The sequence below is a fragment of the Acinetobacter sp. CAU_H_S170_2 genome, from assembly GCF_058890445.1.
In genome coordinates, this window is sequence record NZ_JBZYAE010000001.1 from 1240087 (window position 1) to 1258124 (window position 18038).

General features: G+C 41.5%; 14 protein-coding genes. 7 read left to right on the plus strand and 7 right to left on the minus strand.

The genetic code is table 11. The annotated features are described in order from the left end of the window. Positions 1-144 precede the first annotated feature (144 nt). From pyrG to rodA, 6 genes are all read left to right on the plus strand, one after another. A complete protein-coding gene (gene pyrG / locus AC5EUN_RS06080; RefSeq protein WP_094148208.1) occupies positions 145-1785 on the plus strand; it encodes a CTP synthase in 1641 nt (546 codons plus the stop codon). 31 nt (positions 1786-1816) lie between these two features. After that, positions 1817-2674 carry a 3-deoxy-8-phosphooctulonate synthase gene (kdsA, locus tag AC5EUN_RS06085; RefSeq protein WP_005401052.1) on the plus strand — a complete coding sequence of 286 codons (858 nt, stop codon included), beginning with the start codon at positions 1817-1819 and terminating at the stop codon, positions 2672-2674. 60 nt (positions 2675-2734) lie between these two features. Continuing rightward, the gene (eno, locus tag AC5EUN_RS06090; RefSeq protein ID WP_004696631.1) at positions 2735-4024 is read left to right on the plus strand and encodes a phosphopyruvate hydratase; all 1290 of its coding nucleotides are present in this window, start codon (positions 2735-2737) and stop codon (positions 4022-4024) included. Between the two features lie 7 nt (positions 4025-4031). Beyond that, a complete protein-coding gene (locus AC5EUN_RS06095) occupies positions 4032-4433 on the plus strand; it encodes a septum formation initiator family protein (RefSeq protein ID WP_010326966.1) in 402 nt (133 codons plus the stop codon). Continuing rightward, the gene (gene ispD / locus AC5EUN_RS06100) at positions 4393-5112 is read left to right on the plus strand and encodes a 2-C-methyl-D-erythritol 4-phosphate cytidylyltransferase (RefSeq protein ID WP_094148197.1); all 720 of its coding nucleotides are present in this window, start codon (positions 4393-4395) and stop codon (positions 5110-5112) included. Before AC5EUN_RS06095 ends, ispD begins: the two co-directional genes overlap by 41 nt. A 114-nt stretch (positions 5113-5226) precedes the next feature. Beyond that, positions 5227-6363 (plus strand): rod shape-determining protein RodA, encoded by a 1137-nt coding sequence (gene rodA, locus AC5EUN_RS06105; RefSeq protein ID WP_004696637.1) that lies wholly within the window; start codon positions 5227-5229, stop codon positions 6361-6363. A gap of 81 nt (positions 6364-6444) precedes the next feature. Here the strand turns inward: rodA and AC5EUN_RS06110 are convergent, their stop codons facing one another. From AC5EUN_RS06110 to betI, 7 genes are all read right to left on the minus strand, one after another. After that, positions 6445-6930 (minus strand): hypothetical protein, encoded by a 486-nt coding sequence (locus AC5EUN_RS06110; protein WP_094148198.1) that lies wholly within the window; start codon positions 6928-6930, stop codon positions 6445-6447. A gap of 56 nt (positions 6931-6986) precedes the next feature. Next, positions 6987-8261, minus strand: coding sequence for an MFS transporter (locus AC5EUN_RS06115; RefSeq protein WP_131230407.1), 1275 nt, complete (start codon positions 8259-8261; stop codon positions 6987-6989). A 72-nt stretch (positions 8262-8333) separates the two neighbouring features. After that, positions 8334-9950: a malate dehydrogenase (quinone) gene (gene mqo, locus AC5EUN_RS06120; protein ID WP_131230405.1), complete on the minus strand. Its 1617-nt coding sequence runs from the start codon at positions 9948-9950 to the stop codon at positions 8334-8336. Then, on the minus strand, positions 9943-10968 hold the full coding sequence (locus AC5EUN_RS06125) for an IS30-like element ISAba125 family transposase (protein WP_004994718.1): 1026 nt from the start codon (positions 10966-10968) through the stop codon (positions 9943-9945). Before AC5EUN_RS06125 ends, mqo begins: the two co-directional genes overlap by 8 nt. A gap of 582 nt (positions 10969-11550) precedes the next feature. Beyond that, entirely contained in the window at positions 11551-13215 is a 1665-nt protein-coding gene (gene betA, locus AC5EUN_RS06130) for a choline dehydrogenase (RefSeq protein ID WP_094148201.1), read from the minus strand. A 120-nt stretch (positions 13216-13335) separates the two neighbouring features. Continuing rightward, on the minus strand, positions 13336-14808 hold the full coding sequence (gene betB, locus AC5EUN_RS06135) for a betaine-aldehyde dehydrogenase (protein ID WP_094148202.1): 1473 nt from the start codon (positions 14806-14808) through the stop codon (positions 13336-13338). Further along, the gene (betI, locus tag AC5EUN_RS06140; protein WP_094148203.1) at positions 14801-15427 is read right to left on the minus strand and encodes a transcriptional regulator BetI; all 627 of its coding nucleotides are present in this window, start codon (positions 15425-15427) and stop codon (positions 14801-14803) included. The genes betB and betI overlap by 8 nt, the downstream gene beginning before the upstream one ends. Before the next feature lie 545 nt (positions 15428-15972). On the opposite strand from betI, the gene AC5EUN_RS06145 reads away from it, so the two are divergent. Next, positions 15973-18033, plus strand: coding sequence for a choline transporter (locus tag AC5EUN_RS06145; protein WP_005401063.1), 2061 nt, complete (start codon positions 15973-15975; stop codon positions 18031-18033). Positions 18034-18038: the final 5 nt, after the last annotated feature.

Genomic DNA, 18038 nt, shown 5'->3' on the forward strand with positions numbered 1-18038 from the left:
TTTTATCTGCCAAATGCTGATAGAATATCCAATTGTTTATTGTTCTATGAATTGATGCGGATTGACTTTGCTTTATTGGTACAAGGTAAAGTAAAATTGCGCAACATTGCAGGCCGAATTAGGCTCGATTGTACGAGAAACCCAATGACCCATTTTATTTTCGTGACTGGTGGTGTAGTTTCATCACTAGGTAAAGGTATTTCAGCTGCTTCAGTTGCTGCGCTTTTAGAAGCCCGTGGATTAAAAGTAACCATGGTAAAAATGGATCCATACATTAATGTCGATCCAGGGACTATGAGCCCGTTCCAACATGGTGAAGTTTTTGTCACAGAGGATGGTGCAGAAACCGATTTAGACTTGGGTTATTACGAACGTTTCTTGCGTCGTGCGAAAATGACCAAGTTAAATAACTTTACTTCTGGTCGCGTATACCAAGACGTTTTAAATAAAGAACGCCGTGGTGACTACCTTGGTGGAACTGTTCAAGTTATTCCACATATTACAGACAACATCAAAGAACGTGTACTTCGCGCAGGCGAAGGTTATGACGTTGCGATTGTTGAAATTGGCGGTACAGTAGGTGACATCGAATCTCTCCCATTCATGGAATCTGTACGTCAACTTATGGTTGAACTAGGTCATAAGCGCACTATGCTTATGCACTTAACTTTGCTTCCATATATCAAATCTGCGGCAGAGTTGAAAACTAAACCAACTCAGCACTCGGTAAAAGAATTGTTATCGATTGGTATTCAGCCTGACATTTTAATTTGTCGTACTGAATATGATGTTGATGCAGACACGACCCGTAAAATTGCCTTGTTCACAAACGTTGAAGCACGTGCAGTTGTGGTGTGTAAAGATGCGCGCAGCATTTACCAAATTCCGCGTACATTCTATGAGCAAAATGTTGATGACTTAATCTGTGAACGTTTTGGTTTCAATGACTTGCCTGAAGCTGATTTAACAGATTGGGACAATGTTGTAGAGGCGCTACTAAACCCTGAATACACGGTTCGTGTTGCAATGGTTGGTAAGTATGTTGAACTTCCAGATGCGTATAAGTCTGTGAATGAAGCGCTTTTACATGCGGGCATTCAAAATCGCGTTAAAGTTCAAATTGACTATGTCAATGCTGAAGAACTTGAAATCCAAGATGTCAATGAAGTATTGAAAGATATGGATGCAATCTTGGTACCGGGTGGTTTTGGTGAACGTGGTACTGAAGGGAAAATGCAAGCGATTAAATTCGCACGTGAAAACGGTGTTCCATTCTTGGGTATCTGTTTAGGTATGCAGTTGGCTGTGATCGAATATGCACGTAATGTCGTGGGTATTAGTGACGCGAGTTCGACTGAATTCAACCGTTCGACTAAGTCTCCATTGATTGGTCTAATCACTGAATGGTTAGATGAGCGTGGTGAAGTTCAACAGCGTAATGTTGACTCTGATCTTGGCGGTACGATGCGTCTTGGTGCTCAAAAATCAGAATTGGTTGAAGGGACTAAAACACGTGAAGTGTATGGTTCAGCAGATATTATTGAACGTCACCGTCACCGTTATGAGATGAATAACCGTTTTATTCCAGCGCTTGAAGAAGCTGGCATGAAAATTTCGGGCTATTCACCTGTACAGCACTTAGTAGAAACAGTTGAAATTCCTCAACATCCTTGGTTTATTGCTGTACAATTCCACCCGGAATTTACAAGTTCACCACGTGATGGACACCCATTATTTGCTAGTTTTATTGATGCTGCAAAAGCACAGTACAAAAAAGCGAAGTAATTTGGGTTAAGCAATAAACTAGGAAGTTTAAATGTCACAATTAAAACCACAAGAAATTGTACGTTTAGGCGATATACAAATGGCAAACCACTTGCCATTTGTACTATTCGGCGGCATGAACGTACTTGAGTCTAAAGATTTGGCTTTTGAAATTGCAGAGACCTATGTCGATATCTGCAAGCGTTTGGAGATTCCTTACGTATTTAAAGCCAGTTTTGATAAAGCCAACCGTTCAAGCTTGAACTCGTTTCGAGGGCCAGGCCTAGAAAAAGGGATTGAGTGGTTAGCTGACATTAAAAAACATTTTAATGTACCCATCATTACTGATGTACATGAGCCTTACCAAGCTGCACCTGTAGCGGAAGTTGCGGATATTATTCAACTTCCTGCTTTTCTAAGTCGTCAGACTGATTTGGTTGAAGCGATGGCAAAAACTGATGCCATCATTAACATCAAAAAAGCACAATTCCTTGCACCACATGAAATGCGCCATATTTTGCATAAGTGTTTAGAGGCAGGGAATGACAAGCTCATTATTTGTGAACGTGGTTCGGCATTTGGTTACAACAATTTGGTTGTAGACATGTTGGGCTTTGACATCATGAAAGAAATGAATGTCCCTGTGTTCTTTGATGTGACCCATGCGCTTCAAACTCCGGGTGGTCGTGCGGATTCTGCGGGCGGTCGCCGTGCGCAAATCACGACACTTGCTCGCGCGGGTATGGCAACAGGTCTAGCAGGTCTATTCTTAGAAGCGCATCCAGACCCAGAAAAAGCCAAGTGTGATGGACCATGCGCATTGCGTATGTCTCAACTTGAGCCTTTCTTGGCACAGCTCAAAGAATTGGACACCTTGGTTAAAGGTTTCAAAAAGCTAGATACACACTAAATTATAAACTCATTGATGCCATCTAAAGCATCTCGTTATTAATCAACTGAGGAATTGTTCATGAGCCAAATCGTTGACATCCGTGCACGTGAAATTTTGGACTCTCGTGGTAACCCAACCATCGAAGCAGACGTAATCTTAGCATCTGGCGTAGTTGGCCGTGCATGTGCACCATCTGGTGCTTCAACTGGTTCTCGTGAAGCTTTAGAACTTCGTGATGGCGACAAAGCACGCTATTTAGGTAAAGGTGTTAAAACTGCGGTTAACAACGTAAACACGATTATCCGTGATGCTTTAGTGGGTAAATCAGTATTTGAACAAAAAGACATCGATAACACGATGATCGAACTTGATGGTACTGAAAACAAAGAAAAATTGGGTGCGAATGCAACTTTAGCGGTATCACTAGCTGCTGCACGTGCTGCTGCCGATGAAAAGAAAATTCCTCTTTTTCAATACATCGCAGACTTACGTGGTCAAACTATTTTGACTATGCCTGTACCAATGATGAACATCATCAATGGTGGTTCGCATGCAGACAACAACGTTGATATTCAAGAGTTCATGATCGAGCCTGTAGGTTTCACTTCATTCTCTGAAGCATTACGTGCGGGTGCTGAAATCTTCCATTCTCTAAAATCAGTTTTAAACAAAAAAGGTTTAAACACTGCTGTAGGTGATGAAGGTGGTTTTGCGCCGAACTTACGTTCAAACGAAGAAGCAATCACGGTTATTCTTGAGGCGATTGGTCAAACTGGCTACAAAGCAGGTTCTGATATTATGCTTGCACTTGATTGTGCATCTTCAGAATTTTACAAAAATGGTCAGTACATCCTTGCTGGTGAAGGCAATAAAGCATTTACAAGCAACCAGTTCTCTGACTATTTAGCGGGCCTTGTAAACCAATATCCAATTATCTCAATTGAAGATGGTTTAGATGAGTCGGATTGGGAAGGTTGGTCTTACTTGACGTCTATCCTTGGCGACAAAATCCAGTTGGTGGGTGATGACTTGTTCGTTACAAACCCGAAAATCCTTCAACGTGGTATTAATGAGAAAGTGGGTAACTCTATCTTAATCAAGTACAACCAAATTGGTACGTTGACTGAAACTCTAGATGCAATCTATCTTGCGAAAGAAAATGGTTATTCTACAGTAATTTCACACCGTTCTGGCGAAACTGAAGATTCTACGATTGCGGATCTTGCGGTGGGTACTGCAGCTGGTCAAATTAAGACAGGTTCACTGTGCCGTTCTGACCGTGTAGCGAAATACAACCAATTGCTTCGTATTGAAGAATTGACAAATGCTGCTTACCGCGGTAAAGCTGAGTTTAAAGGTTTAAACTAAGCGACTGATGTCAATGTTCAATGTATTCGACTCGTTGATGAGTAAAGTACTACTAGGCCTTGCGATCATTTTGATCGCAGGGTTTCAGTATTTATACTGGTTTGGTGAGGGTGGTTATCAAGACCATTTACAACTCACACAAAAAATCCAACAACAAACTGAAATTAATAACGACTTAAAAGAACGTAATCGTGTCTTGGCGGCAGAAGTGTATGATTTGAAAAATGGTATTGAAGCCATTGAAGAGCATGCGCGCTTGGACTTGGGTTTAATCAAACCTCGAGAAACGTTTATTCAAATGAGTACTATCAGTACTCAATATAAGCCTGTTTATATTGATCCTAACGCCCAAATTGATTTGCGAACCAATGAAGACGATGAGCCTGAAACCCCTCCAGCTACCCCATAAATTGTGGGCTATTATTCCTGCTGCTGGCTCGGGTAGTCGCTTTTCTAAAACTGAACTAAAACAATATCAAATGATTGGACAAAAGACTGTACTTGAACATACGGTTTTACGTCTTAATCAATTGCCCTTGCAGGGCTATGTTTTGGCGATTGGTTTAGATGATGATGTTGCTCAAAGTTTACCCTTTACCAATATTGAAAAAGCACATTTTTGTGAAGGTGGTGCTGAGCGTGTAGACTCAGTGCTCAATGCGCTCAATTATCTTTCCACAATCGCTGATGCTGACGACTGGGTCTTTGTGCATGATGCAGCACGTCCATGTGTCACGCAGGATTGTTTATTAAAACTGGTTAGTACGGCTATTCAGTCCAATACAGGGGCGATTTTAGCTATTCCTGTTAGAGATACTTTAAAGCGTGTGATCTCAGCGCAAGATATTCAAGAAACGGTTGATCGTTCACAACTTTGGCAGGCGCAAACTCCGCAGATTGCTAAACTGGGGGTGCTGAAAAAAGCAATTGAGCATGCACTAGAGGCACAAGCCTTAATTACAGATGAAGCCAGTGCTTTAGAGTTTGTTGGTGAAAAGGTTCAAGTTGTACAAGGGCGCTCCGATAATATTAAAATTACCTATCCAGATGACCTTGAGCTTGCACGCCTGATTTTGGCGGCACAATAAAAAATTATTTGGATTTATTGAGCTAAAACTACAGAAATATGGGTTTGAATGATGTTATCTAAAACACTTTGAACTTATAATTTGCCCTGTCTTTAGCTCATTCAATTTACGCAAATGATACCATCACAGCAGTATCGTTTTTTACGTCAGTCTTTACGTGACGGTAGAAGCATTAAACATGACTCATCTCGCTGGGCTAAATTGCATTTAGATCCATGGCTTTTATGCTTTCTGATTTTAAATGCCGTGTTGGGATTGTTGGTCATTTATAGTGCTTCAGCGCAAGATATGGGTATGGTGTTTCGCCAAGCCACAAGCTTTGCTGTGGGCTTCATTGTGATGATTATCTGTGCGCAAATCCCACCCAAAGTCTATCAGGCCATTAGTCCTTATTTTTTCATCTTCGCTGTGATTTTAATGGTATTGGTCTTGGTGGTGGGCGAAACCCGCATGGGAGCCAGACGTTGGATTAGTCTACCAGGTATTGGTAGCATGCAGCCTTCTGAGTTTATGAAGTTTGCCATGCCTTTGATGATGGCGTGGTACTTTGCAGGCCGCGCATTCCCGCCTAAGTTTATGCATATTGTGATTTCGTTGGGTATCATGATGTTGCCGTTTTTATTGGCAGCTTTACAGCCCGACTTAAACCTAGGTCTCTTGATTCCTGGTGTGTGCGTCATTTTCCTCAGCGGTATCTCTTGGCGGCTCATTGCTTTGGCCTGTGGAGCATTGGCTGTTGTCGCTCCCTTACTTTGGATGTTCTTTTTGCAAGAGTACCAAAAAAAGCGAGTGCTCACTTTATTTGACCCAGAGTCGGATGCATTGGGTGCCGGTTGGAATATTATCCAATCCAAAATTGCCATTGGTTCAGGTGGTTTAATGGGGAAGGGATTCACGGAAGGCACGCAGTCACATTTAGGGTATTTGCCTGAGCACCATACCGACTTCATTATGTCGACGTATGCGGAAGAGTTTGGCTTTATTGGGGTGTTCTTGCTGTTTAGTTTGTTTGCAGCCATTATCATTCGTTGTTTGATTATTGGTATGAACAGCTTCCATAATTTTGGGCGTTTATACGCGGGTGCTGTGGGCTTAACGTTCTTCTTCTTTGTATTGTTAAACTCGGGGATGGTCAGTGGGATTTTACCTGTAACAGGTGATCCATTACCACTGATGAGTTATGGTGGAACCGCGGTGATTACTATGCTGGCGAGCATGGGTATCGTGATGTCAATTCATACCCATCGCTAAAGTTTAAAAGAATCAAGCCAGCGGTATTGCTGGCTTTTTTGTGTTTAAAATAAGAGGAAAACTCTAACGTTTTTTTGATCTTTATAAAGCACCATATTGTTGCCATGTTTCGCCTGTATGCAGGCTGTCATAATAGTTTTGCAGAGTATTCAAGTCATGGTATTGCGTATAGGCTAATACTAAAAGCCCAAAAATTAAAGCCGCCTTCAATAGATTTAAATGCAAGTGCTGCTGTGAAAAATAGCCTAAGCTAAGTGCGGTGAGTATGACTGAGGGAAGAATGGCAATACTTTCAGGCTGAGAAAGAAGCCTCCAATCATTGAGATAAATCAGAATTAGAATGAGTCCAATCAATCCCATGTAGTTATAGATCTTTTTATTTACAGATGCTTTAAAAACAGTAACTGTTTGAAATATTAAAATCAGACCACTGAAAAGGTACGCACTTTTTCCACCAATAATCACACTATAGATTGCATTGAATAGGCAATAAGCCAACAACACGGATAGTACGAGAGAATAGAGTTTGGCATAGAGTGTGTGTGAAAAGGGGAGAATCTGTTTCATAATTTGCTCTATTGAAAACTCACATCATATTAAAAGAAGATTTGAAGCTTAACATGCTATTCGCTTCTTGCGGCGGTGGCATGTTTTTGTTGTGTTGTAGATGGTTTGAATAAATGTCGCGTACGAGTAGAGCTTAGACCACAGATTATTAAACACAGCATCCCTCCAATAAGTACTGCTGGCACTACCGAAAAATAGCGCGTCATCAGGCTCATGTGTAGGGCACCGAGTTGATTACCTGAAGTCACTAAGATGCCATTTAAAGCGGCTACACGTCCTAATAGTGCTTTTGGGGGGAGTTGCTGTAATAAAGTTTGTCGAATGATCATGCTGATGCTATCAAAGGCGCCAATCAAAACAAGGAAGAAGACTGAGAGCCAAACATGGGGGGATAGTGCAAAGGCCAAAGTGCACAAAGCAATTGCAAAACTACTATAGAGCATGTTTCTCCATGCATTTTTCATCGGAGAATAACAGGTCAACATCAACATCATGATACAGGCGCCAATGGCTGGGGCCGCTCTGAGTATACCTAAGCCTTCAACGCCTAGATGAAGGATATCGTGTGCAAAAATAGGCAGTAAGATAATGACACTACAAAAAAGCATGGCGCTGAGGTCCAGCAACATACTCCAAAACATTAGTGGATGTTTAAAGATAAACAAATAGGCTTCTTTTAAGCTTTTGCTTAAATGTTGTTTATGTGGGCTTGGGAATTGACGAGCGCTTAATCCGAATAAGCAGATGCTACCCACGCAACATAAGAAAAAAGCAATCAAGAGAGTTTTTTTAAGCCCAAGTTGGCCGAGTAAAAGTCCTGCGCATAAGGGCGCCAAAATACCGCCCATTTGCCAAATGAGGGTAGTCCATGTGGCTGCATTGCTATAGGCTGACTCTGGGGTTAGAAAAGGGCGTAATGAATTAAAAGATGGGCTGTAAATGCCTCTAAGTATGCCTAAGCAAAAGATGAGGCTATAAATGCCGCATAAAAGTGTATTTTGTTGAATGTGCTGTTGTTGGTACTGAGAAAAAAGAACAATAAATAATAAGGGAATTAAAGTGCTACAGCTAAAACTCCACTGCACAATTTTTTGTCGGTTATAGCGATCAGCCCAGTCGCCACTGAACAGGGAGAGGCAAATAAAGGGGAGTAACTCAATTAAGGCAATCATGCCAAGGCTGAGTGGATTTTGAGTGAGTTGATAGATACTATAAGCAATGACGACTTCTTGAATCATGATGGTTAGAATTAAGCACAACTGATTGACACTCAGAAGTGAAAAATCACGTGAACGAAAAGCCAAAAAAGCATCGGAATGGAAAAGCGACATACACAGAATAGTTTCAAATATGAATTAAAAAAGGATGGCGAAAAGTCCATCCTTTTTAGGGTTTAAAGCAGATTACTGTGCTTTTGCTACCGCAATAGTTTCGTCATATGCAGCTTTAGCCATAGGTGTATATTTCAAACCAAGGGTTGTGCTGGTGTATTGGCGAACTTGGTCAAGAAGCACAGGATTAGTGCTGAGTTCTTGTTGGTACGATTTTACAATTTCATGTAATTTCGGATTCCATTTACCTGCTACTTGCTGAGGGAATGCTTTTTCAAGCAAGCTCAACATAATATAAGGGGAAGTTGAAGCACCAGGAGACGCACCTAATAGGGCAGTCACAGCACCGTCTTGTGATGCAAAAATCTCGGTACCAAATTGTAAGCTTGCAGGTTTGCCTGGTTCTTTCTTAATGATTTGAACACGTTGACCACCTTGATTCATACGCCAGTCTTCTGGTTTTGCATCAGGGTAGTATTTTTTCAATTCATTAAAACGGTCGGCATCGTTCATCATGACTTGGCTAACTAAGTATTTCACCAAATCAAGATTTTCCATACCCACAGCAGTCATTGGTAAAACGTTGTTCTTCGTGGTTGATTTCAATAAATCAAGCTGAGAACCTTGTTTTAAGAACTTGTTTGAATAAGTCGCAAATGGGCCAAACAATACATATTTTTTACCGTCGATATAGCGTGTATCAATATGTGGAACAGACATTGGAGGCGCGCCTAATTCAGCACGACCATAAACTTTTGCAGTATGACCTTCAGTGACTTTCGGGTTGTCGGTCATTAAGAACACGCCACCTACAGGGAAGCCAGCATATTGCTTCGCTTCTGGTAAGCCTGTCATTTGTAAAAGTTTAACCGCTGCACCGCCTGCACCAATGAAGACAAAGCGCGTTTTCACGTGATCTGTTTTACCGGTAGTGAGGTTTTTAAATGCAACCGTCCAAGTTTTATCATCGTTTTGGCTAATGCCAGTCACTTCAGTTGATGTTTGTAGTTTGAAGTTAGATTGTTTTTTAAGGTGATCGACCAATTGAGTGGTGATCGAACCATAGTTCACATCTGAACCGACATCCATGCGTGTTGCAGCTACTTTTTGTGCAGCATCACGGCCATTCATCACCAATGGTGCCCATTGTTTAATTTCAGCAGGATTCTCAGAGAATTTCATGCCATAAAACATTGGGTTTTTAACCATTGCAGCATAACGTTTTTCGAGGAAATTCACGTTATCGCCCCAAACGAAAGCAATGTGCGGTACAGGGTTGATGAAACTATTTGGTTGCCCCAAAACACCTTCTTTGACTTGATAAGACCAGAACTGTTTTGCAACTTCAAATTGTTCAGCCACTTTTACAGCTTTGGTAATGTCCATTTTCCCATCTTTTTCAGAGGTGTAGTTCATTTCCATAAAGCCAGAGTGACCTGTGCCTGCATTGTTGAAGCCATTAGAGCTTTCTTGTGCAACTTTATCTAGGCGTTCATACATGCGAATTTGCCAGTTTGGCTCAAGTTCACTAAGGTATGTGCCTAGGGTTGCGCTCATGATGCCACCACCAACTAGGACTGCGTCAACAACAGGCTCATTGCTGGTGGTTTGAATTTTTTTAGACGTGATAGGTCTAAATAAGAAAATTACGACTGCAATAATAAGCAGTACGATGGCGAATTCAAACATGAGGTGCGACAGTTTCAAAAGCCATATGATAATCAACAAGCTGAGCAAATTTCTCTAATGGTGTAAGCCAATCTAACGCCTTTCTAGGACGAGTATTCAGTGACATGGCAACTTGATTTAAATAATGCTGATCTGCCTGATTTAAATCAATCCCTTTAGGTAAATATTGCCTAATTAAACCATTCATATTTTCGCATGTGCCTTTTTGCCAAGGTGAATGTGGGTCACAGAAATATACATCTATGCCTAAATCTTCTTCGAGTATTTTATGTTCTGACATCTCGCGTCCACGGTCATAGGTCAACGTTTTACGCAGTTCTGCAGGTAAATATTTCAGAGCTTCAGTTAAAGCCTTGCGCACTGATTCTGCCTTTGCATCAGGTAATGTTGCCAAGATACAGAGCCGTGTATTTCGTTCAATAAGTGTTGCTATCGAACTTTTATTGTCTTTACCTTTAATTAAATCAGCTTCCCAATGACCCGGTATTTTTCTTTCTTGAACTTCGGCTGGGCGCTCATGAATAGTTTTAATATCCTGTAATATAGAATCTTTTTTAGGTTCACCGTTAGCTTTTCGCTTTTTATTTTCATGACGCAGACAGGATAATAAGTCTTTTTTCAACTCACCCTTGGGTAATGCTCGTATCGTTGAATAAATCGTTGTATGGCTTACATTCATTGTTTGATCCAAATCAGGAAATGTCTTTAAACGCTTTGCTATTTGCTGAGGAGACCATAAACAACGGATCGCTTCAACAATAAATTTCCAGAGGATTGAATCGATTTTGAGTTTTCTGTGACCACGTCTACGTCTAGCGAAGGTGTTATCAGAAGCATATCGAGCTTGATAAACGTCATTGATGCTATTTCTTTTAAGCTCACGATAGATCGTACTAGGATGTCTTTTAATGAGTTCAGCAAATTTTCTGGCTGAAAAGCCTTCTTTTCTTGACTCAAGCATTAATGCAGTACGATCTTCAAAGTTAAGATGATGGTATGACAATTTTATATACTCCATAAACCCTTTAAATTAATTAGGTGGTTTATGTCGCACTTCAAGTTTTACTCTGCCGATTAATACCAAAAGGTATTTTAAAAATTTGTTCATGCGATTATGACCTTGGGGAGCAGGTTTTGGATCGCTTTATAGCGAAGAGAAAATAACAATTATGGTGATAGAGGTGCTTGTAAAAAATTAGCTTGGCAGAATTGAAGTAATACTTAAAATCTCAAGTAGCCAAAGCTTAACTTTTTAAGCTATCACGCATCTTGACTTATGGGTATTTTAGACTAAATATGTATTGACTTAGTAATTTTTATTGTAAATGGTTTGGGTTGAATTATAAATATCAGTGATGTTTGTTTTTAGCTCTTGTTTTTATTGAGTTTTATTTAGGTATAATTTCTGTATTTAAAATACAGACGTTGAATATCTATACAAGAGCATAATCTTTTTAACGTTTAAATGTATAAGTTGAGATGGAAAGTAAGTCCTAAAGATAAAGCAAGTTGTGATTATGGTGTTTTAGAAAATATGAATAATTGCCTGACCTAATTATTCTAAAGTTGAATAAAAGGTCAGGTTTTACACCATTAAGAGTTATGTGATTTCGGCGCGGTAAAATGGAGCAGTTGAACGTGGTAAAGCTTGATGACCACGTATTTGATCCGCGATTTTCTCAGCCATCATAATGGTGGTTGCATTTAAGTTACCTGTGATAATCAGCGGCATAATCGATGCATCAACAACACGTAAATTTTGCATGCCATGCACACGACCTTGTCCATCGACTACTGCCATATCATCTTCGCCCATTTTACAACTACAGGATGGATGATAAGCAGTTTCAGCGTGATTTCGCACAAATTCATCTAATTCAGCATCGGTACTCACATCTTTTCCAGGGCTGATTTCTTCGCCTCGATAAGGATCAAGTGCAGGTTGGTTCATAATTTCACGAGTAATCCGGATAGCATCACGAAATTCCTGCCAGTCTTGTTCGGTCGACATGTAGTTAAATAAAATACTTGGATGGTCGAAAGGGTTTTTAGATGTTACCTGTACTCGACCGCGTGAAGGTGAGCGCATCGAACCGACATGGGCTTGGAAGCCATGCTCTTTGACGGCATTACTGCCATTATAGTTAATTGCAACAGGCAAGAAGTGGTATTGAAGATTTGGCCAAGCAAACTCTTTGGAGGATCGAATAAAGCCACCTGCTTCAAACTGGTTGCTTGCTCCAATCCCTGTTCCGTTAAACAACCACTCTGCACCAATTGCAGGTTGATTTTGCCATTTTAAAGCAGGGTAGAGAGAAACAGGTTGCTTACACTTATATTGTAAGTACATTTCTAAATGGTCTTGCAGGTTTTCACCGACACCCGGTAAGTCATGCACCACTGGAATGTCGAGAGATTGAAGTAAGGTGCTTGAACCCACACCCGAACGTTGCAAAATTTGCGGTGATGCAATCGCTCCAGCACAGAGTAGGACTTCTTTATTGGCATAGACCTGAAGCAAGTTGTTTTGATTAGCACCTTGAATATATTCAACACCAATCGCTTGTTTGCCATTGAACAAAATTTGATTGGTCATGGCATGGGTGATAATGGTTAGATTCGCTCGACCTTTGGCCATATCTAAATAGCCACGTGCAGTGCTTGAGCGTCGACCTTTGGGGGTTACGGTTCGATCCATTGGGCCGAAACCTTCTTGTTGATAACCATTTAAATCATCAGTGCGTGGATAGCCTGCTTGCACACCTGCTTCAACCATGGCATGGAATAAAACATTATTGTCTGCTTTAGGCGTGGCGACAGAAACAGGGCCAGCATCGCCATGATAGTCATTGCCACCAATATCACGGGTTTCTGCTTTTTTGTAGTAAGGCAGACAGTCGGCATAGCTCCAATTTTCAAGGCCTTTCAAGCTAGCCCATTGTTCTAAGTCCATGGCATTACCACGGATATAGCACATGCCATTAATGAGGGACGAACCGCCTAAGCCTTTGCCGCGACCACATTCCATGCGGCGGTTATTCATATGAGGTTCTGGGTCGGTTAAATACGCCCAGTTATAACGACGACCTTGTAAAGGATAAGCCAAAGCGGCAGGCATTTGAGTGCGAAAGTCGAGACGATAATCAGGTCCACCTGCTTCGAGTAAGAGCACTGAAACATCGGGGTCTTCGGTTAAACGAGCAGCCAGTACGTTACCCGCAGAACCTGCGCCAATAATAATATAATCGTAGTGTTGAGAATGCATAATGATCCTTTTTCTATGGCAGAGCCACGTTGCATGAGAACGTGGCTACATGTTGAGTTGAGGATGAAAAAAAGAATAAATAAAAAGGAAGTAAGGATTTAGATAATTAAAATTCAGACTTTAAAAAATACTTTGGTATTCGCCCAGTTCAACTTGAACCGATTTGATACGGGTATAGTGTTCAAGTGTGGTGATGCCATTTTCACGTCCGACTCCTGACTGTTTATAACCCCCTACAGGCATTTCAGCAGGGGATTCGCCCCATGTATTGATCCAGCAAATACCTGCCTCAAGCTGATGAATAATGCGATGCGCTTGGGAAATATCTTGTGTTACCACACCCGCAGCTAAACCATAACTGGTGTTGTTGGCACGTTGAATAGCTTCTTCAATACTGTCATAGCTTAAAATGCTCATGACCGGACCAAAGATTTCATCTTGCACAATGTGCATGTCGTCATGACAGTCGGTGAACACGGTCGGTAATACATATGCGCCCTGAGCAAGCGCTGCTTCAGTGGCACGTTGTCCACCAGTCAGTAAGGTCGCACCTTGTTGTTTGCCCGACTCAATATAAGACAAGACTTTTTCCATATGGGGAAAGCTGACTAAAGGTCCAAAGTTGGTTTCAGCCTGCATCGGGTCACCTATGCGGATACGTTTTACACGCTCAATCACTGCTTGTTCAAATGCAGCCTTGAGGGTTTGTGGTACAAACACACGGGTGCCATTGGTACATACTTGACCTGAGCTAAAGAAGTTTGCCATCACCGCAATATCGGCTGCGCGGTCAAGGTTGGCGTCGGCACAAATAATCAGAGGTGATTTGCCACCGAGCTCCATGGTGACTTCTTTGAGACTAGAAGCTGCAGCACTGGCCATGACCTTTTTACCCGTTGCCACACCACCTGTGAACGAAATTTTTTGGATATCTGGGTGTTCAGTCAACCATTGACCCACTTCAGCACCCAAACCTTGTACTACGTTGAAAACCCCAGCAGGTACGCCTGCTTCAGTATAGATCTCTGCTAACTTTAAGGCGGTAAGAGGGGTCACTTCGCTGGGTTTAAAAATCATGGTATTCCCAGTAGCGAGGGCTGGAGCTGATTTCCAAAGTGCAATTTGGATGGGATAATTCCAAGCGCCAATGCCTGCCACCACACCTAAAGGTTCACGGCGCGTGTAGAAAAAACTACTTTCACGTAGTGGCACTTGTTCACCTTGAATGGCAGTTGCAAGTCCTGCGTAGTACTCTAAAACATCTGCACCAGTGACAATATCGACGGTAGAGGTTTCACTGAACGCTTTACCTGTATCCAGTGTTTCTAGGCGTGCTAACTCGTCATTACGAGCGCGTAAAATATCGACGGCACGACGTAAAATACGGACACGTTCGACCGCTGTTTTGGCAGCCCATTCACGCTGCCCTTTTACAGCACTGTGCACGGCTGCATCGACATCAGCTTTAGAGGCTTGTTGAATGGTAGCAATGACTTGACCTGTGGCAGGATTGATACTGTCAAAGGTTTGACCACTGGTGGCATTGACATATTGTCCGTGAATATAAAGCGAGTGAAGCTGTACATCATTCATTTTGTTGTTCCTGCCGTATCTGTTGAATTAAGCGAAGTTGCATATCGACATAGTCGTATGCAATAGAACGTGCCAAATCACGATCAAATGCTTGATGACCACTTAAACTTCCACGTAACCATAATCCATCAATCAGTGCTGCTAGCCCTTTAGCGGCTGGGCTTGCCTGTGACTTCGGCATGAGCTGCAAGAAATGAAACTTCAAATTTGAATAAAGACGTTGGTCATTGATTCGTTGTAGGCGACCTAAGTTGGGTAGGTGCATACTGGCAGACCAAAAATCCAGCCAAACCCGCATAGCAGTGTTGTTGACCTGACTGATGTCAAAGTTGGCATCAATAATGGCTTTGAGCGAATGTTCCGGACTGGGCTGCACCACCTTTGCCTTATAGCTTGCCGTGGTCTCGGCTAAGACATTGAGCATTTGGCGCATGCAACTGTGAATGAGGCCTTGTTTATCACCAAAATAATGACTCACAATGCCCGTAGAAAGCTGTGCTTTTTTCGCAATTTGAGCAATGGTGGTGTTGGATAAGCCCACTTCATAAATGACTGCATAGGCAGCATTAATGATTTCTTCACGGCGCTCATGCTCAGGTTTTACTCTACGTTTATTCATGACAATCCAGAACAATTTGCCTTAAATTTAAAGGCGTTAGATTCAATAACTTACATGGAAAGCATCATAGCATTTTTTTATGATACTTTTTATTGATTGAACGTTCAATCAATAAAAAGTACACTTATGGTTAAATTCAAAGCAAAATACTGCTAAATTGCTTTGAGTATTCGACATAACTTTTTATTTATCAAATGGATGTGCCATAAGGGTTTAATCTCAGGACATCATTCAGAAAAGTGAGCTGATGAGCTATAGGTTACGGTTTTATACTTTTTTCGAGTTGAGAAAGCTCTTATAGTCATTTTGAGGGGAAATATGTGTAGGATTCCTATCAAAATATCAATGAACAAGGGTGGCTCACATTTTAAAAATGTGTAGAAAATGCACCTCATAATTGATTTAGACCTTCGGGTTTAAAGAAGATAGCGTTTTTATTTCTGATAAAAGTACTGTCGTTTTCGTTAGTCGATTTTTAAGCTCTCGACCACGAGAAGTTTAAAAATTGGCTTTTGTCTTTTTTTATTTACTTTCTTGAGGATTGTATGGCAACAGATAATCCAAGAGCAGTTGATGATCAAACATTAGCGCCTAAAGACCGTTTAAATGGTGTGGTCTTTTATATTTCAGCTCTCATTATTTTAATTTTTTCTATTACCACCATTTTGTTTAATGACTTTGCCAATCGAACCTTAAATACAGTCTTGGCGTGGGTGAGTTCTACTTTTAGTTGGTATTACTTACTCGCAGCGACTTTGTATATGGTCTTTGTCATTTTTATTGCCTGTTCTCGCTATGGCAACATCAAATTAGGCCCCAAACATTCCAAGCCAGAATTTAGCCTTTTAAGTTGGTCTGCAATGTTGTTCTCAGCTGGGATCGGCATCGATTTGATGTTCTTCTCGGTGGCGGAACCTTTATCTCACTATATGCATCCACCCGTGGGTGAGGGGCAGACCCTAGAGGCTGCACGTCAAGGCATGGTGTGGACGCTATTTCACTATGGTCTAACTGGATGGTGTATGTATGCCTTGATTGGCATGGCATTGGGATATTTTAGTTATCGCTATAACTTACCACTGACTATTCGCTCTGCCTTATATCCGATTTTTGGCAATAAGATTCATGGGCCGATTGGTCATAGTGTTGATACCGCAGCGGTCATCGGGACGATTTTTGGTATTGCGACAACCTGCGGGATTGGGGTAGTACAGCTGAACTATGGCTTACATGTGTTGTTCGATTTACCTGAAAACCTCTGGATGCAAACCGCATTAATTGTGGTTGCGGTGGTAATGACCATTATTTCAGTGACTTCAGGGGTGAATAAGGGACTGCGAGTTCTCTCTGAGATCAATATTTATGTTTCTGTTGGGTTGATGCTGTTTATTTTGTTTTTAGGCAATACCGAATTTTTACTGAATGCTTTTGTGCAAAATATTGGGGACTACATTAACCGTTTTCCAAGTATGACTTTGGAAAGTTTTGCCTTTCAACAACCCAAAGAATGGATGAACAGTTGGACATTGTTCTTTTGGGCATGGTGGGTGGCTTGGTCACCATTTGTAGGTTTGTTTTTAGCACGGATTTCACGTGGTCGAACCATTCGTGAGTTTGTTAGCGGAACGCTCATTATTCCTTTATTTTTCACACTCACGTGGTTATCAATATTTGGAAATAGTGCACTACATAGTGTGATTTTTGATGGTAATTTAGCCCTCGCACAGAGTGTCATTGCCAACCCAGCACATGGTTTTTATGACTTGCTGGCACAGTATCCGTGGTTTCCGTTTATTGCAGGTGTAGCCACAATTACTGGCTTACTGTTTTATGTGACCTCGGCGGACTCTGGTGCACTGGTATTGGGTAATTTCACCACTCAATTTACCAATGTCGATCATGATGCACCGCGATGGTTGAGTGTATTCTGGGCCATAGCGATTGGTTTATTGACCCTTGCAATGTTGATGGCTAACGGGATTACGGCACTACAAAATGCCACGATTATTATGGGGTTGCCGTTTAGTTTTGTGATGTTCTTGGTGATGGCAGGTTTGTATAAATCACTGCGGTTAGAAGACTACCGACAAGCCAGTAGCAGTTTAAATGCCGCACCCGTGGTGGGCAATGTCGACATCCTCAACTGGAAAAAACGTTTGTCCCGAGTCATGCACCATCCAGGAACAACTGATACTCGGCGTATGCTCGATGACATCTGCCGACCTGCGGTAATGGCCGTTGCAGAGGAAATGCAAAAACGAGGTATCGACATCAGTGTTCAAGAGAGTGCACTAGAAGAAGACCCAAATCTATATCATTTAGATTTGATGATACATTTGGAAGAAGAACAAAACTTTGTCTATCAAATTTGGCCAGTGCGTTATATCGCGCCGACCTTTAGTGAGCGTGGCAAACTGGGTAAACGGTTCTACTACCGTCTTGAAACCTATTTGTATGAAGGTTCTCAAGGCAACGACCTTGTTGGTTATACCAAAGAGCAAGTGATTAATGATGTGCTGGATCGTTATGAACGTCACATGACCTTCTTACATATCAATCGAATCAGTCCAGGGAATCGTCCCTTATTTCCAGACCCTCAAGGATAATTAGG